Raw genomic sequence first — 25,818 nt, 5'->3', positions numbered from 1 at the left:
CCCGCCCCCGCCGCCGCCCCGGCCGCACCCCCGCCGGCCGCCGCGGCGCCCGCCGCGCCGACCATGGAGGAGAAGCTGGACCAGCTCAAGGACCTCGCGACGCTCAAGGACCAGGGGGTCCTCACCGAGGAGGAGTTCGCCGCGCAGAAGGCCCGGATCCTCGGCAGCTGACCATGGCGAACCGCTGGAAGCCCCTGGTCGTCCTCGGCACGGCCCAGTTCCTGATGGTGCTGGACGCCTCGGTGATGAACGTCTCGATCAGCCAGCTGGTCGAGGACTTCGACACCGAGGTGACCGCCATCCAGGCCGTCATCACCCTGTACACCCTGGTGATGGCGGCCTTCATGCTGACCGGCGGCAAGATCGGCGACATGTTCGGCCGCCGCCGGGTGTTCGTGATCGGCCTGGTCGTGTACGCGGTCGGCTCGGGGCTGACCGCGGTGGCGCCCACCGTCGGGGTGCTCGCCCTCGGCTGGTCGATCATCGAGGGCCTGGGGGCGGCCCTGGTGCTGCCCGCGCTGGCCGCGCTGGTGGCCGGCTCCTACGCGGGCCGCGACCGGGCCGTCGCCTACGGCGTGATCGGCGGCCTGGCGGGCGCGGGCATCGCGGTGGGCCCGCTGCTGGGCGGCTGGGTGACCACCTATCTGACCTGGCGGCTGGTGTTCGCCGGCGAAGTGGTGCTGGTCGTGACGATCCTGCTGCTGATGCGCTGGATACCGGCGCAGCCCCGGCCGACCGACCCGCCCCGGCTCGACCTGCTCGGCGTCGTACTGTCCGCCTCGGGCCTGGCCCTGATGGTGCTGGCCGTGCTGCAGAGCGGGACCTGGGGCTGGGTCCAGCCGCGCAACCCGCCGTTCACCGTGCTCGGCTTCGCGCCGACCCTGTTCGTCGTCGCCCTCGGCGCCGCCCTGACCTACGCCTTCTGCGTGCACGAGCGCCGACGCGAGGGCCGGGGCCGCACGCCCCTGGTCTCGCTCGACCTGTTCGGCAACCGGACGCTGCGCTCGGGGCTGATCACCCTGTTCAACCAGAACACCGTCCTGCTGGGCCTGTTCTTCGTCATCCCGCTCTACCTCCAGGTCGTCCAGGGCCTGAACGCCTTCGAGACCGGCCTGCGGCTGCTGCCGGTGTCCGTGACGATGCTCGGCGCCTCGATGTCGGGCACCCTGCTGCTGCGCTACGCCTCGCCGCGCACCATCGCCAGGGCGGGGCTGCTGGTCCTGCTCGCCGCCACCCTGTGGCTGATCACGGCGATCGGACCGGACCTGGACGGCGCCTCCTTCGCCGGGGCGATGGCCCTGCTCGGCGTCGGGATGGGGATGCTCGCCTCGCAGCTGGGCAACACGGTGCAGTCCAGCGTGCTGGCGGAGGAGCGCAGCGAGGCCGGCGGGCTGCAGTACACCGCGCAGAACCTCGGCTCCTCGCTCGGGACGGCGCTGATCGGGGCGATCCTCATCGGGGCCCTCGCGACCTCCGTGACCAGCCAGATCGAGAGCGATCCCCGGGTCTCCGGGGCCGTCGCGCAGCAGACCGCCGTCCAGGTGGAGGCCGGTCTGTCCTTCGTCCCGGCCGACCAGGTGGCCTCCGCGCTGGCGGCGCGGCCGGACGTGCCGCCGGAGGAGGCGGCGGCCGTGGTGGAGAACTACCAGGACGCGCAGATCGACGGTCTCAAGGCCGCGGTGCTCGCCTGCTCCTGCATCACGGCCGGCGCGGTGCTGTTCACCGGTCACCTGCCGGGCACCCGCCCGGGCACGCGAACGGGCACCCGCCCCGGGAACGCGAACGGCCGCCGCTCCGTCCCGCCGAACGGGTGACTGAACCGCGTCCTCAGGACCGGGCCGAGTGTCCTGCGGAGCCGGCTGGCCAGCGCCGGTCAGTGGCCGACGGCGACCTTGGCCGCGACGATGACCAGTCCCAGGACCAGGTTGACGGCGCCCTCCGCGACGACCTGGCGCGGGCGGACGCCGGCCCGGTGGGCGCCCAGGGTGGCCCAGGCCACCTGCTGGCAGACCGCGACCGCCAGCGCGAGCCAGGCGTTCTCCCCCGCGCCCAGCGACGGGCTGACGAGGACCGCCAGCGCCGGCAGCGCCGCGGCCTCGACGATCGGCCACTCGTGCCGGCCGACCCGGCGCACCTGGCGGAAGGTCACGTCCTGCCCCGCCTCGCGCTGCCCGGCGACGTGCGCGTAGACGTGGGCGGCCCAGAAGACCAGCCCGGTGACCACCAGCAGCAGCACCAGCGACAGCCTCGGATGGGGCTCCTGCACGCTGGACGCGGCGATCACGGAGGCCGCCAGCATCGAGCCGTAGACCGCGCCCGCGTAGTCCGTCCGCCGTTCCGGGACGGCCGCGCCCGGTTCGGGCAGGCCCGGTTCGGGCGGGCCGGGGACACGGCGGCGGGGTCCCGGTCCGGGGACGCTCACGGCGGCCTCCTGGGGGCTGTGCTCGGCCGGCGCGCCGAGTCCTTTCCGCGATCCTCGCCGCTCGGGGTCCGCCCGGCCACCTCCGGCGGGCGGGCCCACCCCCGGTTGGCACCCGGCTCGGATGGCACCCGGCCTCGGGGCCGTACTACGGTCGAAGGGACGTACCCCCCGGGCGGTCCGGCGGCGCCCGCCGCCGGGAACCGCGTCCCGCGTCACGCCCGGACGTGCCCTCCCGAGGGCGGAACCACCAGGCGGTGGCCCAATGCCGTACATCCGCGCAGCGCCCGCGCCCCTCTCCCCGCCCGGGCACGCCTCCCCACCGGTGCTCACCCCCGCGTCCGTCCCCCGGGTCCCGACGGCGCAGACGGACCGGGAACCCACCCCGGCGCGGCTGCCCAACGGCGACCCGATGCTGGCCACCCGGGTCCGCCCGCCCCGCACGCCCACCGCCTTCCTGCGCCGCGACCGCCTGCTCGGCCGCCTCGACGCGGCCGCGCTCCGTCCGGTGACCCTGGTCAACGGCCCGGCCGGGGCCGGCAAGACCCTGCTGGTGGCCGACTGGCTGGCCCGCGGCCGCCTCCCCGGCCCGGCGGGCTGGCTCACCCTGGAGCCGAGCGACAACCAGCCCGGCACCTTCTGGGCCTATGTCCGCGAGGCCCTGCAGACCGGGGTCGCCGGACTGCCCGCGGAGGTGGGCGCCCCCGCCCGGGCCGAGCACGTCGAGCCGTCCCTGCTGCTGCGGCTGGCCGCCTGGATCAACGCCCGCCCCCGGCCGGTGGTCCTGGTCCTGGACGAGTGCGAGCACCTCGACAACCTCCGGCTCGCCGAACAGCTGCACGACCTGGTCCGGCACACCGCCGGCCGGCTGCGGCTCGTCCTGGTCGGCCGCAGCGAGCCGCTGCTGCCCCTGCACCGCTACCGGGCGGCGGGCGAGCTCGCCGAGATCCGGGCCGGCGAACTCGCGCTGGACCGCGCCGAGACCGCCGCCGTGCTGGAGCGGCACGGGCTGCGGGTCGGCCCGGCCGCCGTCGGGGCCGTGCACCACGCGCTGTCCGGCTGGACGGCCGGGGTCCGGCTGCTCGCCCTCGCCGCGCAGGACGCCGACGACCCCGAGGCGTACCTCGGACGGATCGACGCCGGGCCCGCCGCGCTGTCGGACTTCCTGCTCGCCGAGGTGCTGCGGAGCCAGCCCGCGCCGACCCAGGACCTGCTGCTGCGCTGCAGCATCCTGGGCCGGGTCCACCCCGACCTCGCCGACGCGCTCACCGGCCGCCGCGACGGGCGGCGGATCCTGGACCGGCTGCACCAGGACAACGCCTTCACCGACGCCCTGCCCGACGGCTGGTACCGGCTGCACCCGATGTTCGCCGGGATCCTGCGCCTGCACCTGCGCGCCGCCGCCCCGGAGCGGGTCGACGAACTGCGGGTGCGGGCCGCGCACTGGCTCGCCGGGCACGGCCAGTACCGGGCCGCGCTGGACCACGCGGCCGAGGCCGGGGCCTGGGCCCTGGCCGCGCGGCTGCTGGTCGACGAGTACGCCCTCGGCGAGCTGCTGGCCGGGCGCGACGCGACCCGGCTGTGCGCGCTGTTCGCCCGGATGCCGCCGACCGAGCGCGGCCCGGCCGCCGAACTGGTCCGCGCGGCCGTCCACCTCACCCGCGACGAGGCCGCGAGCGCGCTGCGGATCCTGGAGCACGTCGAACCGCTGCTGCCCGCCGAGCGGACCCCGCTCCAGCTGGCCGCCGTCCTGGTGCGCACCGGCGCCGCCCGGCTGCTCGGCTCGGCCGCGCTCGCCGACCGCGCCGCCCGCCGGGCCGGGCAGCTGGAACGCCGGGTGCCCGCCGACCTGCTGGAGCGGCACCCCGAGCTGCTCGCCCTGATCGCCGCCGACCTCGGCTCGGCGCTGCTCTGGCACGGGCGCCTGGACGAGGCCGGCCGGGCGCTGGAACGCGCGGCCCGGGCCCCGCTCTCGCCCACCACCGCCCGGCTGCGCCACGACGCGCTGTGCCGGCTCGCGCTCATCGACCACCTGCGCGGTCGGCCGGGGCGAGCGGAGCGCCGGGTGCGCGAGGCGGACGAGGAGGCCGACCGTTCCAGCCTGCCGCCGGACAGCCGCACCGAGGTCCGGGACCTCGTGCTGGCCGCCACCGCCCTGGAGCGCGACGAGCCGGCCGAGGCCCGGGCGGCGCTGCACCGGGTGGCCCGCGGCCGCGCGCCGGACCACGATCCGGTGGTCACGCTGGGGAGCTGCGTGGTCCGGGCCGGGCTGCACCTGGCCGAGGGCCGTCCGGACAGCGCGCTGCGGCTGCTGGACGAGACCCGGCGGCGCGGGCTGGCGGACCGGACCTCCGACTGGAGCCGCGAGCGCCTCGCCGTCGCGGCCTGCGCCGCGCACCTGGCCGCCGGACGGCCGGGGGCGGCGGTGGCGGCCCTGGACGACGTGCCGACCCCGGCGGCCGACACCCTGGCGCCCGACTCCCTGGTGGTGGCGGCCCGGGCCCGGCTGGCGGCCGGCCGGGACGAGCAGGGCACCCTGGCCGGGCTGCGGTCCCTGCTCGACGACCCGGCCGTGGGCGGCGCGACCCGTACCCGGGCGCTGCTGCTGCTGGCGCAGGCCGCGGGTGAGGGTCCCGACAGCGCCCGGCTGCTGGCCGAGGCCCTCGCCGCCGCCGAGCCGGAGCGGCTGTGCCGGCCGTTCCGCGAGTCGGCGCCCTGGGTGCGCCGGCGGCTGCGCGGACTGCCCCACCTGGCCCGCGCCCACGGCTGGCTGCCGGCCGACCTGCGGCCGCCCGTCCGCGATCAGGCCCCGGAGCAGCGGTGCGCGGACGCCGGTCCGGTGCCGCCGGCGGGGGCGCCGGTCGAGCCGCTGACCGGACGGGAGCGGGAGATCCTGCTCTGCGCCGCGCGGCTGCTGTCGACCCAGGAGATCGCCGACGAGCTGTACGTGTCGCCGAACACCGTCAAGACGCACCTCAAGAGCGTCAACCGCAAGCTGCGGACGGCCAACCGCCGGGACGCGGTGCGCACCGCCACCCGGCTGCGCCTGCTGGACGCGCCCTGAGCCGGGCCGTGCCCCCGACGGCTCGCCCGGGCGGCCCACCGGGGTGGCTCACTCGGGCAGCCGGCGCAGCTCCGTGACCGTCAGCCCGAGCGCCTGGAACCGGTTCAGCAGCCCGTACAGGTGGGCCTCGTCGACCACCTCGCCGACCAGCACCGTATGGTCCGGGACGACCGTGCTCGCCAGCTCCGGGAAGCCCTCCCGGCGGGTCGTCTCCTGCAGTACGCCGGACACCCGGATCTCGTAGCGCATGGGGCCGGCTCCCTTCGCCTCGGCGGTGGCGTCCAGTCTTGCCGCCGCGCGGAGCCCACCGCATCACCCCCGTGAGGTGACCGCGCGGGAAGCCGGCCCGCGACGGACCGGCCGGTGCCGGCTCGCCGTCGACCGGGACGCGGTGCCGGACGTCACGGTGAAGCAGCTCTACCTCGCCGGCACGGCGATCGTGATCACCCGCTTCCTCTCCCCCGAGGGGGTGGCGGAGGTGGTCGACTTCATGCCGCCCGACACCTCGCCGACCCCGAGCGACCGGCACCGGATCGTCCGGGCCGCCCGGGTGGTCCGCGGCCGGGTGCCGTTCGTCCTGGAGTGCCGGCCCCGGTTCGACTACGGCCGCGCCGCCCACACCCTGACCGTGCTCGACGACCGCGGCGTGCGGCTGCGGGGGCCCGGCCAGGACCTCTGCGTGCAGGCCACCGGGCCGGCGGTGCTGCGCCCGGACGGCGCCGATGTGACCGCCCGGTTCACCCTGGACGCGGCGCAGACGGCGACCGTGTCCCTGACCGCCCTGCCCTCCGGCGCCGAGCCGCCCTCGGCCCCGGACGACGGGGCGAACTGGGCGGCCTTCGAAGCCTGCCGGTCGTACTGGTACGAGTGGCTCAGGTCGTCCACCTACCGGGGCCGCTGGCGGCAGCTGGTGGACCGCTCGGCGATCACGCTCAAGCTGCTCAGCTACCACCCGACCGGCGCGCCGATCGCCGCCGCGACCATGGGCCTGCCGGAGCAGATCGGCGGGGAGCGGAACTGGGACTACCGCTACACCTGGATCCGCGACGCCTCGCTCTCCGTGCACACCCTGATCGGCCTCGGCTTCCGGGAGGAGGCCCAGTCCTTCCGCCGCTGGGTCCGGGAGCGGATCGAGAGCGCCGGTACCGAGCACGACGGGCTCCGGATCATGTACCGGGTGGACGGCGAACGCCTGCTCGGCGAGGAGACGCTGCCGCGCTGGGAGGGCTACCGGGGTTCCGCCCCGGTGCGGGTCGGCAACGGCGCCGCCGACCAGCTCCAGCTGGACATCTACGGCGAGGCGGCGTTCGCGTCCGCGGCCGCCGACGGGGACGACCGCGGCGACATGAGCGCGCTGCGCGGCTGGGACGCGTTCCGCCGGATGGTCGACTGGCTGACCGAGCAGTGGACCCTCCGGCGAGCAACTGGGCAACTTCCCGCAGGCGTTCACCCATCTCGCGCTGATCGACGCGGCCCTCGCCCTGGACGAGGAGCTCGACCGACGGGGCATCGCCTGACGGACCGGCCGCCGGCCGCCCTGCGGAACGCGGACGTTCGAGAGGAGCCCGGAACGGCGCTGATCCTCCTCCTCACCCGCACCCTGGAGGACCCGCTGCCGCCCGACCCCGACCGGCCGTTCGACGCCGTCGACGCCGTCGGCGCCGTCCTGTCGGCGGCGGGCCTGGTCCTGCTGGTCACCGGCATCCTCGCGGCGGACGACAACGTGTGGCTGATGACCGGTCTGCTGGCGGCCGGAGCGGCCGTGCTGACCGGCTTCTTCGGCTGGATCCGCCGACTGGAGCGGGCGGGCCGGGAACCGCTGCTGGCCACCTCGCTGTTCCGCGACCACGTCTCCAACCTCGGCCTGGTCACCGGAACGCCGCAGTGGCTGGTGCCGATGGGCGTCTCGTTCACGGTCGGCGCGTACCTCCAGGTGGTCCGCGGCTACAGCGCCGTCGCCACCGGCGGCGTCTTCACCGCCGCCACCCTGGGCCTGCTCGCCTCCTCGCTCGGCGCCGAACGGCTGGCGAAGCGGTGGTCCCAGCGCACCCTGATCGTCACCGGCTTCGCGACGACCACCGCCGGCATCCTCGTCCTGCTGCTGCTGGTGCGCGCCGTCGACGACATCTGGGCCTTCACCCCCGGGCTGCTGCTGATCGGGCTGGGCCTCGGGCTGATGCTCACCCCCTCGGCCAACGTGGTGCAGTCGGCCTTCCCCGACAGCCGGCAGGGCGAGATCTCCGGCCTGTCCCGCAGTGTCTCCAACCTCGGCTCCTCGCCGGGCACCGCCATCGCCGGCACCGTCCTGGTCGCCGAACTCACCAACGGCGGGTACGCGGCCGCGATGATCGCCCTCGCCGTGTTCGGGGTCGTCGGCCTCGGCGCGGCGCTGCTCCTGCCGCACGACCGGCCGGCGGGCGCGCCCGACCGCTGAGCGCCACCGCTGAGCGCCCGACCGCCGAGCCCCGCCGGTGCCCTCGGCGGGGTCCCCGCCGGTATTGGCACGAGCGGGTTGTGCCACGGCTATTGACGAAAAATCCAACAGTGGCGATTCTCGACCCACCGAGTACGCAGGACATGACAGCCCGCCCGGGCGGCGCTCCGTGCCGCGGCGGGCGTCGTCCGCGTCGTCCGCCCGCCACCCGGAACTGGGGTGCACATGACGCGACTCCCCCACCCACGTCGTCCCCACGCACAGCGCTTCCCCGTCCGCCGCAGGATCGCCACCCTGATCGCCACGCTGCTCGCCCTGGTCGCCGCGGCCCTCGCCGCGCCGGCGCACGGCGCCGCCGGGCCGAACTGGTGGGACCCGGTCGCCCGGCCCGCCCCCGATGCCGCGATCGGCGTCACCGGCGCGCCCTTCACCGGCACCGACGCCCAGGGCAAGGTCCGCGGCTTCGTCGACGCCCACGACCACATCATGGCCGCCGAGGGTTTCGGCGGCCGCCTCATCTGCGGCAAGGCCTTCTCCGAGGCCGGGGTCGAGGACGCCCTCAAGGACTGTCCGGAGCACTACCCCGACGGCTCCCTCGCCATCTTCGACCTCATCACCAAGGGCGGTGACGGCAAGCACGACCCGGTCGGCTGGCCGACCTTCGCCGACTGGCCCGCCCACGACTCGCTGACCCACCAGCAGAACTACTACGCCTGGATCGAGCGCGCCTGGCGCGGCGGCGAGCGGGTGCTGGTCAACGACCTGGTGACCAACGGCGTGATCTGCTCGGTCTACTTCTTCAAGGACCGCAGCTGCGACGAGATGACCGCGATCCGGCTGGAGGCCCAGAAGTCCTGGGACCTCCAGGCGTACATCGACAAGATGTACGGCGGGCCCGGCAAGGGCTGGTTCCGGATCGTCACCGACAGCGCGCAGGCCCGCGAGGTGGTCCGCCAGGGCAAGCTGGCCGTGGTGCTCGGGGTGGAGACCTCCGAGCCCTTCGGCTGCAAGCAGGTCCTGGACATCGCCCAGTGCAGCCGCGCGGACATCGACCGCGGCCTCGACGAGCTGTACGGGCTCGGCGTGCGCAGCATGTTCCTGTGCCACAAGTTCGACAACGCGCTGTGCGGCGTCCGGTTCGACGAGGGCGCGCTCGGCACCGCGATCAACGCCGGGCAGTTCCTGTCGACCGGCACCTTCTGGCAGACCGAGAAGTGCGCCGGCCCGCAGCACGACAACCCGATCGGGCTGGCGCCGACCCCCGCCTCGATCCAGCAGCAACTGCCCGCCGGGGTCACCGTCCCCTCGTACGCCGGGGACGCGCAGTGCAACACCAGGGGCCTGACCGAGCTCGGCGAGTACGCCCTGCGCGGCATGATGCGGCGCGGCATGATGCTGGAGCTCGACCATATGAGCGTCAAGGCGGCCGGCCGGGCCCTGGACGTCCTGGAATCGCAGTCCTACCCGGGCGTCGTCTCCTCCCACAGCTGGATGGACCTCGGCTGGATGGAGCGCGTCTACAAGCTCGGCGGCTTCGTCGCCCAGTACATGAACGGCGCGGAGGCGTTCAGCTCGGAGGCGAAGCGCACCGACGCGCTGCGCGACAAGTACGGCGTCGGGTACGGCTACGGCACCGACATGAACGGTGTCGGCGGCTGGCCCGGCCCGCGCGGGGCCGACACCCCCAACCCCGTGCGCTACCCGTTCCGCACCGCCGACGGCGGTTCCCTGGTCGACCGCGCCACCGCCGGCAGCCGCACCTGGGACCTCAACACCGACGGGGCCGCGCACTACGGCCTGGTGCCGGACTGGATCGAGGACATCCGGCAGGTCGGCGGGCAGGGCGTGGTCGACGACCTGTTCCGGGGCGCGGAGTCCTACCTCACCACCCTGGGCGCCGCGGAACACCACCAGGCGGCCGTCAACCTCACCGTAGGGGGCTCCGCCGGCGCGAGTTCGGCCGAGTGGAACCCGTTCACCAGCTACGCCGCGGACCGGGCGATCGACGCCAGCCCGTCCAGCCGGTGGGCCAGCGACTGGAGCGACGACCAGTGGCTGCAGCTCGACCTGTCCACCACCACCCTGGTCTCCCGGGTCACCCTGGACTGGGAGCGCGCCTACGCCAGGGCGTACCGGATCGAGGTGTCCACCGACGGCAGCAACTGGCGGACCGTCTGGTCCACCACCTCCGGTGACGGCGGACTGGACACCGCCCGGTTCGCCGGCGTCCCGGCGCGGTACGTCCGGGTGCACGGCGAGCAGCGTGCCACCTCGTGGGGGTACTCGCTGTACGACGTGGGCGTGTACCGGGCCTGACCCGCTCCGGACTCGCAGGGTCCACCGGGCCCGTCCGGGGGCGGTCGCACCGACCGCCCCCGGACGGGCCCTCCGGCGTCCCGGAAAAATTCTTCGGCGGCGGTGTCGAGAACCCGTGGCCTGCTCCGTCCCAGGGGTGAGCGCGGCCAGAATGGGCCGCACCACCCCCGAGGAGAGGGACACCATGGCGAAGTACCTGCTGCTGAAGCACTACCGCGGCGCGCCGGAGGCGGTCAACAACGTGCCGATGGACCGCTGGACGCCGGAGGAGGTCTCGGCCCACATCCAGTACATGAACGACTTCGCCGCCGCGCTGGAGAAGACCGGCGAGTTCGTCGACGGCCAGGCGCTCGCCCCCGAGGGCACCTGGGTCCGGTACGACGGCGAGGGCCGCCCGCCGGTCACCGACGGCCCGTTCGCCGAGACCAAGGACCTCATCGCCGGCTGGATGGTGATCGACGTCGACAGCTACGAGCGCGCCGTCGAACTCGCCGGCGAGCTGTCCGCCGCCCCCGGCGCGGGCGGCCGGCCGATCCACGAGTGGCTGGAGCTGCGCCCCTTCTACGGCGTCGCACCCACCGTCACCGAGTGACCGCACCCATGGACGAGGCACTGCTCCGCGGTCTCACCCCGGGCGTGCTCGGCGTCCTCGTCCGCCGCGGAGCCGACTTCGCGGCGGCCGAGGACGCCGTCCAGGACGCGCTGGTCGAGGCACTGCGGGTCTGGCCCGAGGACCCGCCCCGCGACCCCAAGGGCTGGCTGGTCACGGTCGCCTGGCGGAAGTTCCTGGACGCCTCCCGGGCGGACACGGCCCGGCGGCGGCGCGAGGACCGGGTCGAGGAGGAGCCCGCGCCGGGGCCGGTGGCCGAGGTCGACGACACGCTCCGGCTGTACTTCCTGTGCGCCCACCCCGCGCTGTCGCCCGCCTCGGCGGTCGCGCTCACCCTGCGCGCCGTCGGCGGGCTCACCACCCGGCAGATCGCCCGCGCCTACCTGGTGCCCGAGGCGACCATGGCGCAGCGGATCAGCCGGGCCAAGCGCACCGTGTCCGGGGTGCGGCTGGACCGCCCCGGCGATGTCGCGACCGTGCTGCGGGTGCTCTACCTGGTGTTCAACGAGGGCTACTCGGGAGACGTCGACCTCGCCGCCGAGGCGATCCGGCTCACCCGGCAGCTGGCGGCCCGGGTGGACCATCCGGAGGTGGCGGGACTGCTCGCGCTGATGCTGCTGCACCACGCCCGGCGGGCGGCCCGGACCACGCCGGACGGCGCGCTGGTGCCGCTCGCCGAGCAGGACCGCTCCCGGTGGGACACCGCGGCGATCACCGAGGGCGTCGCGGTGCTCCAGGGCGCCCTGGTCCGCGACCGGCTGGGGGAGTTCCAGGCGCAGGCGGCGGTCGCGGCGCTGCACGCGGACGCGCCGACGGCCGGGGAGACGGACTGGGTGCAGATCGTCGAGTGGTACGACGAACTGCTGCGGCTGACCGACAGCCCGGTGGTCGGGCTGAACCGCGCGGTCGCCGTCGGCGAGGCGGACGGGCCGCGCGCGGGGCTGGCGGCGCTCGCGGACGTCGACGGGGCGGTGCCGCGCCGCACGGCGGCGGCGGCCTATCTGCACGAGCGCGCGGGCGACCGGGCGACGGCGGCCCGGCTGTACGCGGAGGCGGCCCTGGCGGCGTCCAACCTCGCCGAGCGGGACCATCTGACCCGGCAGGCCGCCCGGCTCAACACGGCGTCGGGCGGGGACGGCCGCCCCTGAAATACTTGCATCCGCCTGCTAGCAGCCCTGGCCGGTATTTCCTCCGATGGCTTATCCTGGAACGGCCACCCCCGGAAGGAGGCCCGGACCCATGACCGCCACGGACCCCGCCCTCACCGCCCTGGCCAGCGGCTGGGGCGCACTCTCCCTCCTGCACAGCCGGATCGAGGGGCACATCGAACGCGCCCTGCAGAGCGGGCACGACCTCAGCGTGCGGGAGTACTCGCTGCTCGACGTGCTCAGCCGCCAGCACGACGGCGAGGGCGGCCACCTGCAGATGAAGCAGGTCGCCGACGCGGTCGTACTGAGCCAGAGCGCCACCACCCGGCTGGTCACCCGACTGGAGGACCGGGGCCTGCTGTCGCGCTACCTGTGCCCCACCGACCGGCGCGGCATCTACACCAATGTGAGCGACGCCGGACTGAAGCTGCTGGCAGAGGCGCGGCCGACCAATGACGCCGCCCTGCGCGAGGCGCTCACCGAGGCGGCCCGCCACCCCGAGCTGGCCTCCCTGGTCGAGGCCGTCGAAGCCGTGGACGCCCCGGCGGCGGCGCGGTAGGCCGCTTTCGCATCGCCGTTCGCATCGCCGTTCGCATCAGCACCCCGAGGACCGGCTCCAGCACTGCGCTGGGGCCGGTCCTCCGCGTTTCGCACCCTGCCGCACAGCCTGCACCAGCCGACATCCGGAGCACAGCGACATCCCGCGTTTGCAGTTATCGCGCGTCTGCAATTATTGTGAAGACACGCAAGGAGCTCACTCAAGCAATCACAGGAGGGTCGAGCCCAATGCCACTCGCACTGCTCGCTCTGGCCGTCGGCGCCTTCGGCATCGGCACCACCGAATTCGTGATCATGGGCCTGCTGCCCGAGATCGCCGCCGACTACGGCGTCTCCATCCCGACCGCGGGCCTGCTGGTCACCGGCTACGCCCTCGGCGTGGTCCTCGGCGCGCCGCTGCTCACCGTGCTCGGCACCAAGGTCAGCCGCAAGCGGATGCTGATGCTGCTGATGGGCCTGTTCGTGGTCGGCAACGTGCTCTCCGCCGCCGCCCCCACCTTCGGGACGATGCTCGCCGGCCGAGTGGTCGCCTCGCTCGCCCACGGCGCGTTCTTCGGCATCGGCTCCGTCGTCGCCGCCGAACTGGTGGCCCCGGACAAGAAGGCCGGCGCCATCGCCACCATGTTCACCGGACTCACCGTCGCCAATGTCGTCGGCGTCCCGCTCGGCACCTACATCGGGCAGGCCGTCGGCTGGCGGACCACCTTCGTGATCGTCGCCGCGCTCGGCCTGGTCGGCATGGCCGGGATCGCCAGGCTCGTCCCGGAGCAGGCCCGCCCCGAGGGCGCCCACCTGCGCCGCGAGCTGACCGCCTTCCGCAATCCGCAGGTGCTGCTGGCGATGGCCATGACCGTCCTCGGCTTCGGCGGTGTCTTCGCCGCGATCACCTACATCGCCCCGATGATGACCCACGTGGCCGGCTACTCGGACGGCGCGGTGACCTGGCTGCTGGTGCTGTTCGGCATCGGGATGTTCCTCGGCAACCTGCTCGGCGGCCGGTTCGCGGACCGGCGGCTGATGCCCCTGCTGTACACCACGCTCGGCGGCCTCGCCCTCGTGCTCGCGCTGTTCACCCTCACCGCCCACAACAAGGTCCTCGCCGCGATCACCGTCGTGCTCGTCGGGGCGCTCGGCTTCGCCACCGTCCCCCCGCTGCAGAAGCGGGTGCTGGACCAGGCTCACGGCGCCCCCACCCTCGCCTCGGCCGTGAACATCGGCGCCTTCAACCTCGGCAACGCCCTCGCTGCCTGGCTCGGCGGCATGGTCATCACCGCCGGCCTCGGCTACACCGCGCCGAACTGGGTGGGTGCTCTGCTCGCCGCCGCGGCCCTGGCCCTTGCCCTCTGGTCCGCCGCCCTGGAGCGCCGCACCGGCAAGGCTCCGACGGCCGTGACCGCCGCGCCCTCCCCCACCGCCGTCCCGGTCCACCACTGATCGCCCCCCTTCCTTCGAGGAGAAGCACCACCATGAGCACCACCCTGACCGCCACCTTGAGCACCACCGCCGTCGCCCCGCTGACCACCGCCGACGCCGAGACCCTGGTCGCGGCCGCCCGCACCGCCGCCGAGGCGGCCGGGGTCGCGGTCAGCGTCACCGTCCTCGACGCCGGGGGCCATCTGCTGGCCTTCCGCCGCGACGACCGGGCCGTCCTCATCTCCGGCGAGACCAGCACCCGCAAGGCCTACACCGCCCTCCAGCTGAACGCCCCGACCGCCGACCTGGTCGACCTGGTCAAGCCCGACGGGCCGTTCCACTCGCTGCCGACCGCGCTCGACCGGCCGCTGCTGTTCATCGCCGGCGGCGTCCCCGTCCACCGCGACGGGCGGCTGATCGGCGCCCTCGGCATCGGCGGCGGCGCCCCCGAGCAGGACCACGGCTTCGCCACCGCCGCCCTCCGGGAGCTCGCCGGCTGACGTGCGTTCTGCGCACTGGGCCGTCCGGCGTGTCCGCCGCGCTCCGGGAACCCGGCTCCCGACTTCCCGCTCCCGGCTCCCGGCTCCCTCGGAGCCGTCGCCGCGCGGAGCACTTTGCAAAGCAGAACACTTTGCAAAGTCGTCGGGGACTTTGCAAAGTGTTCCGTGACCCGAAGCCCACCGTGGCCCCGGCCCGCCTCCCCGGCGCGCCGGGGCCACCGGCGCACGGTCCGTCAGTAGTCCGGCAGGTCGAAGACCGTGGCCGCGCGGAAGACCACGTCCATCTCCGGAGCGATCTCCTCGAAGCCGCCCTCGGCGCCGTCCGCCTTCAGCCGGTCGCCGGTGAGTTCGAGGATCGCCTGGTTGGCAGCCACGTGCCCGCGCAGCCGCCGCTCGTAGGCGGGATAGGCGGCCCGGTGGTCGCCGTCCGCCCGGTGCAACTCCCCCGCCAGGACGTAGGACGCCGTCAGGGCGACGCTGGTGCCCTGCCCGGTCAGCGGCGAGCAGCAGTACCCGGCGTCGCCGAGCAGCGCGACCCGGCCGTTCCACCAGCGGTCCATCTTGATCTGGGCGACGACGTCGTAGTGGAACACCTCGGTGTCGTCCAAGGCGGCCAGGAAGCGCGGCACCTCCCAGCGCAGGTCCGCGGCGACCTCGGCGACCAGGCGGCGCTGCTCGGCGGGGTCGCGCGGAAGCATCCGCCCGAGGGGCTCGTCCGAACCGAAGCCGACGAAGACGCGCAGCTCGGCGTTGTCGCGGACGGTCATCGCCATGCACATCCGCTCCGAGGAGTCGCCCGGCCGGTGGACGACCTGCCAGCGGTCCAGCCCGAGGTGGTTGGGCACGCTCCAGCCCGCCACATAGGTGTCGATCGGGTGCAGGTAGTCCTCCTCCGGGCCGAAGACGAGCCGGCGGGTGTTGGAGTGCAGGCCGTCGGCGCCCACGACGAGGTCGAAGGAGCGCTCCTCGTCGCCGCGGAACCGGACCTGGACCCCCTCCTCGTACTGCACCAGGGTCTCGATCGAGTCGTCGAAGCGGTATTCGACCCCGCTGCCCGCCACCCCGGCGATCAGCTCGGCGAGTTCGTCGCGCAGGATCTCCACGTCCGGGCCGTCGACCGGTCCGCCGCTGGCCGTCCGCTCGGTGGTGCGGCTCAGCTCCCGGCCGTCCCCGTCGACCACGGACATCCCCAGCAGGCCGGTCCGTCGCGCCCCGACCTCCGCCAACAGGCCCATCCGGTCGACGACTTCGAGGGCGTTGCCGCGGATGTCCACCGGCTGGCCGCCCCCGCGCAGGGACGGCGCGCGCTCGACCACGGTGACGCGGAAGCCGTAGCGGTCCAGCCAGTGGGCGAGGGCGGTGCCGGCGATCCCGGCACCGGAGATCAGGACCGTGGTCGGGCGCGAGTGCTGCGGTCGCGTGCTGTTCGGCATGGCGGGGCCTCCCCTGGTTCGTGTGCTGCCACGCACCAGGCTCCCCCCGGCCGCCGTCGGCGCACCGTCAGGACACCGGCAGGCCACCGGCGGGACGCCGGTGCCGCTGTCGGTCCACCGACAGAGCGCCGGCAGCAGCCGGCCGGGGGGCGGTCAGCCGAGGTGCCGGGCGAGGAAGCGCAGGGTGCTGTCGAGCTCGAAGGCCGGGAGGTCGCCGTGCCCGCCGGGGTTGGCGTGCAGGGTCTTCTCGGCGGAGCCGAACGCTTCGAAGAGGGCGAGGCCCGCCTCGCGCGGCACCCGCTCGTCGTCCCACTGCAGCAGGAACTCCACCGGGACGGTGATCCGGGCGGCCTCCGCCGCCGAGGCCAGCGCCCCGCCCAGGCCCAGGACCGCCGCGCGGACCCGGGGTTCGGCGGCGACGAACGGCACGCCGAGCCCGCAGCCCAGGGAGACCCCCCAGTAGCCCACCGGTCCGGCGCCGACGTGGTCGAGCCGCTGGACGGCGTCCAGGACGGCCTGCCATTCCGGCACCGTCCGACGCGACACCAGGGCGTGGAACTCGGCGAGCAGCGGCCCCGGGTCCGCGCCGGCCGCGATCCGCTCCTGGTTGGCGATCGCGATCCGGTTGTACTCCTCCTGGGCCGGGCGGTCGCCGTGTCCGGGGACGTCCGGGGCGACCACCGCGAAGCCGCACTCGGTCACGAGCCGGCGGGCCCGGGCGAGGATGCCGGGCTCCTTCTTGTGTTCGCCGCCGCCGTGGCCCAGCAGGACCAGCGGGCGGGTGGTGGCGGGGCCGTCCGGCGTCCACAGCGCGGCGGGGACGTCATCGACGACGAAGAGCTGCTCGCGGATGCCGTCGGAGGAGCCTTCAGAAGTGAAGTGCATAGCGTTCGGGCCTTTCGGGATGCCTGGTGCGGGCAGCCCTCAAGCCATGCGAGGGAGGGGTGCCCGACGGGTTGCAGCGTTGATCGGTCCCACCTCCTCGGGTCGCAGCGGCGCACGGCGGGAGCGAAAGTATCACGGCGATCTTGAACGGTGCACTCAGTTAGAGGGTCTCACGATCGCTCTTGACGCTCACAGCTCGATGGAGTTATAACTTATAACGAACGCGAAAGCATCTGCCGAACAAAGAAGGAGAACACGATCATGGGTGACGAGCGTCTGCTCGAGGTCGTACTGCCGGGCATCGTGGCTCCGGAGGGTCTTGAGCTCCGGTACGGGGCCGTGCCGGAGGCCGGGCCGGGCCGGATCGTGATCGGCGTCGAGGCCACCGGCGTCTCCTTCGCCGAGCAGCAGATGCGCCGCGGCCGGTACTACGACCAGCCGCCCTTCCCCTTCGTGCCCGGCTACGACCTGGTGGGCCGGGTACTGGCCACCGGCGAGGGCGTCGACCCGGGGCTGCTCGGACAGCGGGTCGCCGCACTGGTCAAGGTCGGCGGCTGGGCCAGCCATGTGGTGGTCGACGCCGCCGACGCCGTGCCGGTGCCGGACGGCCTCACCCCGGCCGAGGCGGAGACCGTGGTGGTCAACGGCATCACCGCCTGGCAGATGCTGCACCGCCGGGCACGGGTGCGCGCCGGACAGACCGTCCTGGTGCACGGCGCGAGCGGCGGCGTCGGCTCCGTCCTGGTCCAGCTCGCCGGCGCGGCGGGCGTCCGGGTGATCGGCACCGCCTCCGCCCGCCACCACGACGCCCTGCGCGAACTCGGGGTCGAGCCGGTCGACTACCGCGCGGGCGAGGTCGCGGCCCGGGTCCGGGAGCTGGCGCCGGACGGGGTGGACGCGGTGTTCGACCACGTCGGCGGCCGCAGCGTGATCGACTCCTGGAGCCTGCTCGCCCCCGGCGGCACACTGATCGCCTACGGCAGCGCCTCGACCCGGGACGACAGCGGCTCCAAGCAGTGGCCCGTGCTCAAGGTCCTCGCCCGCACCTGGCTCTGGAACACCCTGCCGAACGGCCGCCGGGCCCACTTCTACAACATCTGGGCCGGCCGGGGGCTGGGCAAGGACCGCTTCCGCGCCCGGCTGCGGACCGACCTCGGCGAGGTCTTCGGCGCCGTGCGCCGCGGCGAGGTGACGGCCCGGGTCGCCGCCGAACTCCCGCTGGCCCGCGCCGCGGAGGCACTGCGCCTCGCGGAGTCCGGCACGGTCGGCGGCAAGATCGTCCTGACGCCCTGACCGGCCCGTGCGGCGCCGGTCGGCCCCCGGCCGTCGAAACTGCCGGAGCTGCCGATTGGCACTGGTGGGGCCTATGGTGAGGGTGAACGACTTCGGGGCGGGCGGTGCTGCCGCCCGGGTCGATGCCTGATGAATCTGGAGGGGATGCCGGATGTCCGTCGACGGTTTCGCGCTGCTGGCCGGGGCGCACGAGTACCTGCTGACCGTGGTGCGGGGGGTGCCGGAGGGCGCCTGGGGGGCGCCGACGCCGTGCAGCGAGTGGACGGTGCGTCAGGTGCTGAACCACGCGCGGCTCGACCAGCAGGCGCTGGTCATGCAGATCACCGAGGAGGCGCCGGCAGGGGACCCGTTCGACCCTGCGGACGCTCCGGCGGACGGCAGTGGCGGCGACGCGGTGGCCGAGCTGGCGCGGGTGCTGGAGGGGGCGGCGAAGGCCTGGGAGTCGGTGCGGGACGCCGAGAGCGTGCCGACGCCGATGGGCCCGATGCCGGCAGGGGCCGGTGCTGCGGTCGCGGCGCTCGACGCCGCCGTGCACGCCTGGGACATCGCCCGCGCGACCGGTCAGGACCTCCCGCTGACCGATTCCCTGGCGGAGGGGTTGGAGAGTCCGGCCGCCCGGATCGTCGACTTCGTCCGGGACTCCTTCGGCAAGTTCGGCCCCGTGGTCGAGGTCCCCGCCGACGCGGGCCCGGCGGCGAAGTTGCTCGGCTTCACCGGCCGTGACCCGCGGTGGACGCCGCCGACCGCATAGGGCGGGAGCGGCGGGAGTCGGCCGTCAGCAGGTGGCGGCGTCGGCCGGGAGGGCCAGGCCGGCTGCCACCTGGCGCTCGCCCGTCACCTTGACCTTCTGGTGGTACGGCGCGGTGGGCGCCGGGCTCGGGGTGACCAGGTCGAGCCGCTGCGGCAGGTCGCTGTCCTTGACCGGCGCGCCCAACTGGACCACGGAGAGCACCCCGGAGCAGTGCGAGGTCGCCGGGGGCGCACTGCCCGGGGCGACCCCGTTGGCCGGACCGATCGTCACCTCGGTGGTGTCCAGCGGGCTGTAGGAGTAGGACGGGCGGGTGACGGTGCCCGAACCGGTGTGGGACAGCCGCACGGTGAACCGGGTGATCCGCACGGTCACCGGTCCGCACGGCCGCCGGTCCGTCGTGGTGTCGAGGTGCAGGCCGTCCAGGTCCATGAAGATCCCCGGGTCGACGATCCGCGCGGCGCCGGGGAGCCGGGAGAGGTAGCCGGCCACCGTGGTGTCGCCGACCATACCGGTGTCGAAGCAGCTCGGGCTCGGCGCCGGTGCGGCGGGCGGCGAGGAGGTGGCCGTCGCTTCCGTCGAGCCGACCGTCGGGGTGGCGCTCGGAGCGGGTGCCGAGGTGCTCGCCGGGCCCGCGGAGGACGGTGATCCCGTCGCCCCGCCGGAGCCGCCGGACGTGCAGCCCGCGATCCCCAGGGCCGCGGCCACCGCCCCGGCGAGGACCGCCGCTCCCGACCGGTATGTGCGGGTCGCGTCCATCGCCCCGGCCCCCATTCCCTCCCGCGCCCGCGGGAACGAGGTCGATGCTTCCAGAACTCGGCGGCGGGGAGGGCGGGTTCGCGGGAATCCGGGCCCGGCGGACCCGGATCCCCACCGCCGTCAGGCGAGGTTCTTCTCCAGCGCGGCGAGGTAGTTGCGCATGAAGTGGTCCCGCATGCCGTCACTGGCCGGCGCGAAGGCGTCGGCGGTCAGGCCCTTCGCCCGGTCCGCCAGGCCGCCGAGCAGGCCGACCGAGTCGTGCAGTTTCCCACCGGAGTCGATGTACCGCAGGGCGTCGACGTGGGTGTAGGCGGGCTCGGGCGGCAGCTGGGGGACGATGTCGTTGTTGTTGACGAAGCGGTACATCCGGTTCTGGAAGCCCTTGTTGTACGCCGCAGCCAGCAGGCGGTCACAGGTGCGGGGCTGGCCGAAGGTGACCACACCGTCGGCCGCCAGTCGCGGCTCCTCCAGCAGGAGCCGGGCGCCGGCCAGCATCGCCAGCGCCCCGCCGAGGCTGTGGCCGGTGAGCCAGACGCTCTGGTCCTGGGTGCGGAGCTCGGTGACGGCCTTCCGCACGTCCGGGAAGACCGACTCCAGGGCCTCGCCGAAGCCGTAGTGCAGGTAGCCGGTCCTGGCCGGCCCCGGCCAGGGCGGGGTGGAGGCGTCCGAGAGCCAGTCGCGGATCTGCTGCGGCTCGGTGCCCCGGAAGGCCGTCACGATCATGTGGTCACCGGCCATGGTGAAGGCCTGGGTGTCCTGGAGCGGGAAGGGCGGGACGAACTTGCTCTCGTGGTGCCGCACCTCGGTGAAGCCCCAGTCGCGGGCCTGCCGCTCGATGGTGTCCTTGTCCTTGTAGGCCAGGTCGGCGGCCCTGGCCAGCCAGTACGCGTGCGGCAGGCTGTAGCTCTTCACCCGATGGTCGAACGTGGTGGGGACGGCCACGCCGGGGACTCCTTTCGTGGGGCCGGCGGCCCACGGGCCACCGGCGCGGTGCGGTCCTGCACTTCCTAGCGCCGATCGCCCACGCACGATCAGCGCCGCACCGCAGGATCACCCGAACGCCCGGTGGACCCGCCGCCGCGCCCGGCACTACTGGCGCGAGAGCTGCGGACCGGCCTCCGTCCCGGTGTGGCGGGCCAGGGCCTCGCGCAGCCGGGTCAGCCGGGCGATCTCCGCGTCCAGCGCGGCGAGCCGCCGCTCGACCACCGGGGCGAAGGTGTCCGGCCCGAAGTCCCCGTCGGAGGCGCAGCTGCGCGGAGGGTCCTCGGCGAGCAGGTCCAGCCGGTGGGTCCGGCTGGCCAGGTCGTCCACGGTGAGGCCGAGCGCCAGCAGGGCGCGGATGACCCGCACCCTGGTCACGGCCTCCGGCCCGTACTCGCGCTGGCCGGAGGCGCTCCGGACGGCGGGCGGGAGCAGTCCGCGCTGCTCGTAGAAGCGCAGTGCCCTGGGCGTGGTGCCGGCGGCTGCCGCCGCGTCGCCGATCCTCATCCGGCCCGCCATCCGTCCTCCGTGTGTGCGTCAGTCCCGCAGTTCCACGATCAGCGCGCCGAAGAGGCCGCCCTCGATCAGCCGGGACAACGCTCCGGGTGCCTGTTCGATGCCCGTCAGGACGGTCCGGGGGACGGCCAGTTCACCGGACCGCAGCCAGTCGGCGAGCCGCTCGCGCCATTCCGGGTCCAGGTCCTGGTAGCGCTGGCCGGCGATGCCGTGGACGGTGGCGTCGCGGACGAGCAGCCGGAAGCTGTCCACCACGGCGGGCGCGCTGGCACCGCGGCGGGCCGGGTCGAACTGTCCGGCGAGCGCGCCGATCAGCGCGAACCGCGCGCCCGGGCGGGCGGCGTCGACGGCCGCTGTCAGCTGCTCGCCGCCGACCATGTCCAGCAGGACGTCGATGCCTTCCGGGGCCGCCTCGGCGAGCTGGTCCGCGATCGGGCGCTCGCCGCGCACCAGTACGGCGTCGTAGCCGAGTTCCTCCGTCAGCCGCTTCGCCTTGGCGGCCGAGCCGGTGGTGCCGATCACCCGGGCGGCGCCGAGCAGCCGGGCCACCTGTCCGGCCACGGTGCCGACCGCTCCCGCCGCGCCGGTGACGAGGACGACGTCCCCCTCCCGTACGCCGGTCGCCCGGGTCAGCGCGCCGTAGGCCGCCAGGGCGGGCGACAGCAGGGCGAGCGGGTCGGGGAAGCCGTCGGCCACCCGGGTGAACGCGGCGGCCTCGGCCACGGCGTGCTCGCGCCAGCCCAGCAGATGGGTCACCAGGTCCCCGGGGCGCAGCGGCCCTTCGGCGGGCGCGGCCAGGACCTCGCCGATCGCAGGCCCGAAGATCGGGTCGCCGGGTCGGACTGTCGGCAGGACGGCGGAGTCGAGTTCGCCGCCGATCAGGCTGCGCAGCCCGGGGAAGACCACGAAGGCCCGGTTGCGGACGAGTACCTGGTCCGACCCCGGCGCGGCCAGGGGGGCATCGAACACGGCGAAGTCGGCGGGGACGGGGAGCCCGTCCGGAGCGGAGACGAGGCGGACCTCACGGGTGCTGGTGGGGAGTGTGGACATGGGCGAACTCCTGGGTTCGGTGCTGGTGTTGGCGGTGCCGCACGGCCCGTGTTCGGGCCGTCCGACAGCGGGACGCTAACCCCTGCCCCGCGCGTCAGGGGCAAGCCCGCGCCAGGCCATTCCAGGTCCACGGCCGAGGCTTGCGATTGTGGCGCGCATGCAACTATTGTTTCCACAGAGATTGCACCTGCAATCACTCTTGGGTCGTCTCCTGGAGTCCGACATGAGCACCAGCCTGTTCACCCCCCTCACCCTGCGGTCGCTGACCGTCCCCAACCGGGTATGGATGCCGCCGATGTGCCAGTACAGCGCCGCCCCGGACGGCGAGGCGGCGGGCGTGCCGACCGACTGGCACTTCACCCACCTCGCGGCGCGGGCCGCCGGCGGGACCGGGCTGATCATCACCGAGGCCACCGCGGTGAGCCCCGAGGGCCGGATCTCGCCCTACGACCTCGGACTCTGGAACGACGCCCAGGTCGAGGGGTTCCGGCGGATCACCTCCTTCCTGAAGGCGCAGGGCACCGTCTCGGCCGTCCAGCTCGCCCACGCGGGGCGAAAGGCGTCGACCGAGCGGACCTGGGTCGACCGGGGCCGGGCCATCGGGCCGGACGAGGCGCACGGCTGGCGGCCGGTGGCCCCCAGCGCGCTGCCGTTCGAGCCGGACCGGGTCACGCCCGAGGAGCTCTCGGTGGAGCAGATCGGCGCGATCGTGCGGCAGTTCGCCGACGCCGCGCGCCGGGCCCTCGACGCCGGCTTCCAGGTCGCCGAGATCCACGGGGCGCACGGCTACCTCGTGCACGAGTTCCTCTCCCCGCACAGCAACCGGCGCACCGACGGCTACGGGGGCTCCTTCGAGGGCCGGATCCGGTTCGCGCTGGAGGTCGTCGACGCCGTCCGCTCGGTGTGGCCCGAGGAGCTCCCGGTCTTCTTCCGGATCTCGGCGACCGACTGGCTCACCGAGAACCCCGAGGACGAGCGCGAGGGCTGGACCTCGGCGGACACCGTCCGGCTGGCCAAGGAGCTCCACGCCCACGGCGTCGACCTGCTGGACGTCTCGACCGGCGGCCTCGTCCCGGACGCCCGGATCGAGGCCGGCCCCGGCTTCCAGGTGCCGTTCGCCGAGGCGGTCCGCCGCGAGACCGACCTTCCGGTGGCGGCGGTCGGCCTGATCACCGACCGCGAGCAGGCCGAGCGGATCCTCGCCGAGGGCCGGGCCGACGCCGTCCTGCTCGGTCGCGAGCTGCTGCGCAACCCGTTCTGGGCCCGCCAGGCCGCCAGCGCGCTCGGCGCCGAGGTCACCGGCCCGATGCCGTACCACCGCGCATAGCTGCCAGGGCCGCCGCCACGCCGGACGGGCCCCTGCCCGGCCCGTCCGGCGCCGCCGCGCTCAGCGGTCCTTGAACTCCTCGATGGCCCGGCGGGCGAGCAGGTTCAGCTCCTCGCTGCCGGCGTGGCCGGAGTCCTCGACGATGTGCAGGCGGGCACCCGGCCAGGCCGCGGCCAGTTCCCAGGCCGTCCGCACCGGACAGCTCAGGTCGTGCCGGCCGTGCACCAGCACCCCCGGTATGCCGGCCAGCTTCCCGGCGTCGCGGATCAGCTGCCCCTCCTCCAACCAGGCCCCGTGGCCGAAGATGTGGGCGCAGATCCGGACGAACGCCACCTGGGCGTCGGCCTCCCGCCGGCTGTACATGCCGGGCACGCCGTTGGGCTCGCCGGACACCACCGCGTCCTCCCAGGCCAGCCAGTCGGCAGCGGCCCGCTCACGCACCGCCCGGTCGGGGTGCGCCGTCAGCCTGGCGTAGGCGGCGAGCAGATCCCCGTCGCGCTCGGCCTCCGGCACGGCGTCCCGGAAACGCTCCCAGGCCTCGGGCCGGAACTGCGCCACGCCCCGGTAGAGCCAGTCGATCTCGGAGCGGCGGGAGGTGGTCACGGCGGCGATCACCACCTCGCTCACCCGCTCCGGGTGCTGCTGGGCGTAGGCCACCGCGAGCGTCGAGCCCCAGGAGGCGCCGTTGACCAGCCAGCGCTCGATGCCCAGGTGTTCGCGCAGGCGCTCGATGTCCTCGACCAGGTGCCGGGTGGTGTTCAGGGCCATGTCCACGGCCGGGTCCGAGGCGTGCGGGGTGCTGCGCCCGCAGTTGCGCTGGTCGAAGCGGACCAGCCGGTAGCGGGACGGGTCCCAGGCCCGCATGGGACGGTCGGCCGTGCCCGAGCCCGGTCCGCCGTGCAGATGAACGGCCGGCTTGCCGGCCGGATTGCCCAGCTGTTCGTAGTAGAGGCGGTTGCCGTCCCCGGTGTCGAGGAAGCCGCGGTCGTAGGGTTCGGTCGGAGCATAGAGATCCACCATGGCGATCGATCGTACGCGGACCCGACGGCGGCGGTCGTACCAGCTGCCGAACGAGCCGATCACCTTATCCGGAACCGGAACTGACGGACCGCCCGGTCGTGGCGCACGCCCGTCCGGCGCCGGACCTCACGGCCCGCGTCGAGCGGCACCGGTGCTCCGCCGGCAGCCGAGGAGAGCGACACCGCCGACACCCCCGGGAGGAACGCGCCGCGCACCCCGTCCGCCGATACGCTCGGCCCACTGCCGCGCTCCGCCTCGCGCGTGCCGCCCGGTTCCGGGTGCGGACGCGGCGCCCGGGCGGAGACGGGGACAGGGCCGGGACGAACGGACAGGGAGCGACCGTGGCCGAGGAGTTCGCACTGCTGGGGGTCCCGTCCTGCGCGGGCACGCACGGCCCCGGCCAGGAGAAGGCCCCGGCGGCCCTGCGCTCCGCCGGCCTGGTGGAGCGGCTGCGGGCGGCCGGGGTGACGGTGACCGACCGCGGGGACCTGCCGGTGGTGCCGTTCCGGACCGACCCCGACCGCCGCGACCGGCAGAACCTGCCGCTGGTGGTCGAGGTGGTGCGCGCGGTGGCCAAGGCCGTCGGCGCCGTCCTCGACGACGGCGCGGTGCCCCTGGTCGTGGGCGGGGACTGCACGATCACCCTGGGCGTGCTGGCCGCGTACGTCGCCCGCCGGCCCGGTACCGGCCTGCTGTACTTCGACGGGGACCTCGACCTGTCGGTGCCGGACAGCAGCCGCTCCGGGATCCTGGACACCATGGTGCTGTCGCACCTGCTCGGTGACGGTGCGCCCGAGCTGCGGGAGGCCGGGCCGCGCACACCGCTGCTGGGGCCCGAGGGGATCGTGGCGTTCGGCTACGACCCGGTGGAGCTGGGCGCGGCGGGGCGGGAGCGGCTGGGCCGCTACCGGCTGCGGGCCCTGCCGTGCACGGAGCTCACCGCGCCCGGGGTGGACCCGGTCGTCGAGGCGCGGGCCGCCTGGCGGGCGCTCGCCGCCGACCACGAGCGGTTCGTACTGCACTTCGACGTGGACGTGATCGACTCGGTGGACCTCCCGCTGGCGAACTTCCCGCACTTCAACGAGGGCCTGCCGGTCGACGTGGCCTTCGACTGCCTGGCCGAGTTCTGCGCCGCGCCGCAGTTCGCCGGGCTGGTGGTGACCGAGGTCAACCCGGACCGCGACCCGGACGGGGCGATGGTGGACACACTGGTCGGCGCCCTGGTCGGGGCACTCGGCCGACGCGTCGACTGACAGTGATGATGTTCGTGGTGATGTTGCCGGTGGGTCTGACCCATCGACTGACTGACGCTTCGGCTGTCCTGTTTCGGATTTGTCGGCCCAT

General features: G+C 74.6%; 23 protein-coding genes. 14 read left to right on the top strand and 9 right to left on the bottom strand.

Annotated elements, in window-relative coordinates; genetic code table 11:
- The first annotated feature begins 63 nt into the window (after window positions 1–63).
- Together ADK60_RS48010 and ADK60_RS07205 are read left to right on the top strand one after the other, a co-directional pair.
- Entirely contained in the window at window positions 64–171 is a 108-nt protein-coding gene (locus ADK60_RS48010; RefSeq protein WP_353651729.1) for an SHOCT domain-containing protein, read from the top strand.
- 2 nt (window positions 172–173) lie between these two features.
- Complete coding sequence (locus ADK60_RS07205; RefSeq protein WP_053644170.1) at window positions 174–1,814, top strand: MFS transporter; 1,641 nt, start codon at window positions 174–176, stop codon at window positions 1,812–1,814.
- A gap of 59 nt (window positions 1,815–1,873) precedes the next feature.
- Here the strand turns inward: ADK60_RS07205 and ADK60_RS07200 are convergent, their stop codons facing one another.
- Window positions 1,874–2,422, bottom strand: a complete 549-nt coding sequence (locus ADK60_RS07200; RefSeq protein WP_107094531.1) for a hypothetical protein — start codon at window positions 2,420–2,422, stop codon at window positions 1,874–1,876.
- Window positions 2,423–2,684: 262 nt separating this feature from the next.
- Here ADK60_RS07200 and ADK60_RS07195 point away from each other — a divergent pair, with 262 nt between their 5' ends.
- Entirely contained in the window at window positions 2,685–5,483 is a 2,799-nt protein-coding gene (locus ADK60_RS07195) for a winged helix-turn-helix domain-containing protein (protein WP_053644168.1), read from the top strand.
- 48 nt (window positions 5,484–5,531) lie between these two features.
- On the opposite strand, the gene ADK60_RS07190 is transcribed toward ADK60_RS07195, so the two are convergent.
- Window positions 5,532–5,732 (bottom strand): DUF8691 family protein, encoded by a 201-nt coding sequence (locus ADK60_RS07190; protein ID WP_045940923.1) that lies wholly within the window; start codon window positions 5,730–5,732, stop codon window positions 5,532–5,534.
- A gap of 76 nt (window positions 5,733–5,808) precedes the next feature.
- On the opposite strand from ADK60_RS07190, the gene ADK60_RS46260 reads away from it, so the two are divergent.
- The 7 genes from ADK60_RS46260 to ADK60_RS07155 all read left to right on the top strand — a co-directional run bounded on the left by ADK60_RS46260 (window position 5,809) and on the right by ADK60_RS07155 (window position 14,462).
- Window positions 5,809–7,917, top strand: a complete 2,109-nt coding sequence (locus ADK60_RS46260) for an MFS transporter (protein WP_053644166.1) — start codon at window positions 5,809–5,811, stop codon at window positions 7,915–7,917.
- Window positions 7,918–8,142: 225 nt separating this feature from the next.
- Window positions 8,143–10,233, top strand: coding sequence for a galactose-binding domain-containing protein (locus tag ADK60_RS07180; RefSeq protein ID WP_079008127.1), 2,091 nt, complete (start codon window positions 8,143–8,145; stop codon window positions 10,231–10,233).
- Window positions 10,234–10,417: 184 nt separating this feature from the next.
- A complete protein-coding gene (locus tag ADK60_RS07175) occupies window positions 10,418–10,825 on the top strand; it encodes a YciI family protein (RefSeq protein ID WP_043465467.1) in 408 nt (135 codons plus the stop codon).
- An 8-nt stretch (window positions 10,826–10,833) separates the two neighbouring features.
- Window positions 10,834–11,991: an RNA polymerase sigma factor gene (locus ADK60_RS07170; RefSeq protein WP_053644164.1), complete on the top strand. Its 1,158-nt coding sequence runs from the start codon at window positions 10,834–10,836 to the stop codon at window positions 11,989–11,991.
- A 91-nt stretch (window positions 11,992–12,082) separates the two neighbouring features.
- The gene (locus ADK60_RS07165) at window positions 12,083–12,550 is read left to right on the top strand and encodes a MarR family winged helix-turn-helix transcriptional regulator (protein WP_053644162.1); all 468 of its coding nucleotides are present in this window, start codon (window positions 12,083–12,085) and stop codon (window positions 12,548–12,550) included.
- Between the two features lie 227 nt (window positions 12,551–12,777).
- On the top strand, window positions 12,778–13,983 hold the full coding sequence (locus tag ADK60_RS07160) for an MFS transporter (RefSeq protein WP_053644160.1): 1,206 nt from the start codon (window positions 12,778–12,780) through the stop codon (window positions 13,981–13,983).
- A 56-nt stretch (window positions 13,984–14,039) separates the two neighbouring features.
- Window positions 14,040–14,462 (top strand): GlcG/HbpS family heme-binding protein, encoded by a 423-nt coding sequence (locus ADK60_RS07155; protein ID WP_053644174.1) that lies wholly within the window; start codon window positions 14,040–14,042, stop codon window positions 14,460–14,462.
- 233 nt (window positions 14,463–14,695) lie between these two features.
- Here the strand turns inward: ADK60_RS07155 and ADK60_RS07150 are convergent, their stop codons facing one another.
- Window positions 14,696–15,895 carry an FAD-dependent monooxygenase gene (locus ADK60_RS07150; RefSeq protein ID WP_053644157.1) on the bottom strand — a complete coding sequence of 400 codons (1,200 nt, stop codon included), beginning with the start codon at window positions 15,893–15,895 and terminating at the stop codon, window positions 14,696–14,698.
- Between the two features lie 153 nt (window positions 15,896–16,048).
- Entirely contained in the window at window positions 16,049–16,780 is a 732-nt protein-coding gene (locus ADK60_RS07145; protein ID WP_053644155.1) for a dienelactone hydrolase family protein, read from the bottom strand.
- 261 nt (window positions 16,781–17,041) lie between these two features.
- On the opposite strand from ADK60_RS07145, the gene ADK60_RS07140 reads away from it, so the two are divergent.
- Entirely contained in the window at window positions 17,042–18,073 is a 1,032-nt protein-coding gene (locus ADK60_RS07140; protein ID WP_053644153.1) for a medium chain dehydrogenase/reductase family protein, read from the top strand.
- A gap of 151 nt (window positions 18,074–18,224) precedes the next feature.
- Window positions 18,225–18,824 carry a TIGR03086 family metal-binding protein gene (locus tag ADK60_RS07135; RefSeq protein WP_053644151.1) on the top strand — a complete coding sequence of 200 codons (600 nt, stop codon included), beginning with the start codon at window positions 18,225–18,227 and terminating at the stop codon, window positions 18,822–18,824.
- A 24-nt stretch (window positions 18,825–18,848) separates the two neighbouring features.
- On the opposite strand, the gene ADK60_RS07130 is transcribed toward ADK60_RS07135, so the two are convergent.
- The 4 genes from ADK60_RS07130 to ADK60_RS07115 form a co-directional block, all read right to left on the bottom strand.
- Complete coding sequence (locus ADK60_RS07130; protein ID WP_053644149.1) at window positions 18,849–19,580, bottom strand: hypothetical protein; 732 nt, start codon at window positions 19,578–19,580, stop codon at window positions 18,849–18,851.
- Between the two features lie 120 nt (window positions 19,581–19,700).
- Window positions 19,701–20,522 carry a lipase family protein gene (locus ADK60_RS07125; protein ID WP_053644147.1) on the bottom strand — a complete coding sequence of 274 codons (822 nt, stop codon included), beginning with the start codon at window positions 20,520–20,522 and terminating at the stop codon, window positions 19,701–19,703.
- Between the two features lie 147 nt (window positions 20,523–20,669).
- Window positions 20,670–21,068, bottom strand: coding sequence for a MerR family transcriptional regulator (locus ADK60_RS07120; RefSeq protein WP_045940938.1), 399 nt, complete (start codon window positions 21,066–21,068; stop codon window positions 20,670–20,672).
- 30 nt (window positions 21,069–21,098) lie between these two features.
- A complete protein-coding gene (locus ADK60_RS07115) occupies window positions 21,099–22,127 on the bottom strand; it encodes an MDR family NADP-dependent oxidoreductase (RefSeq protein WP_053644145.1) in 1,029 nt (342 codons plus the stop codon).
- 223 nt (window positions 22,128–22,350) lie between these two features.
- Here ADK60_RS07115 and ADK60_RS07110 point away from each other — a divergent pair, with 223 nt between their 5' ends.
- Entirely contained in the window at window positions 22,351–23,454 is a 1,104-nt protein-coding gene (locus ADK60_RS07110) for an NADH:flavin oxidoreductase/NADH oxidase (RefSeq protein ID WP_053644143.1), read from the top strand.
- A 60-nt stretch (window positions 23,455–23,514) separates the two neighbouring features.
- Here ADK60_RS07110 and pip read toward each other — a convergent pair whose 3' ends face one another.
- Window positions 23,515–24,474: a prolyl aminopeptidase gene (gene pip, locus ADK60_RS07105; RefSeq protein ID WP_053644172.1), complete on the bottom strand. Its 960-nt coding sequence runs from the start codon at window positions 24,472–24,474 to the stop codon at window positions 23,515–23,517.
- 341 nt (window positions 24,475–24,815) lie between these two features.
- On the opposite strand from pip, the gene ADK60_RS07100 reads away from it, so the two are divergent.
- Complete coding sequence (locus tag ADK60_RS07100) at window positions 24,816–25,727, top strand: arginase family protein (protein ID WP_053644141.1); 912 nt, start codon at window positions 24,816–24,818, stop codon at window positions 25,725–25,727.
- Window positions 25,728–25,818: the final 91 nt, after the last annotated feature.

Origin of the sequence: Streptomyces sp. XY431 (assembly GCF_001279805.1) — a bacterium.
Lineage (GTDB): Bacteria > Actinomycetota > Actinomycetes > Streptomycetales > Streptomycetaceae > Kitasatospora > Kitasatospora purpeofusca.
The sequence above is the reverse complement of the archived record's forward strand: the minus strand, read 5'-3'. Positions and strand labels throughout refer to the sequence as shown.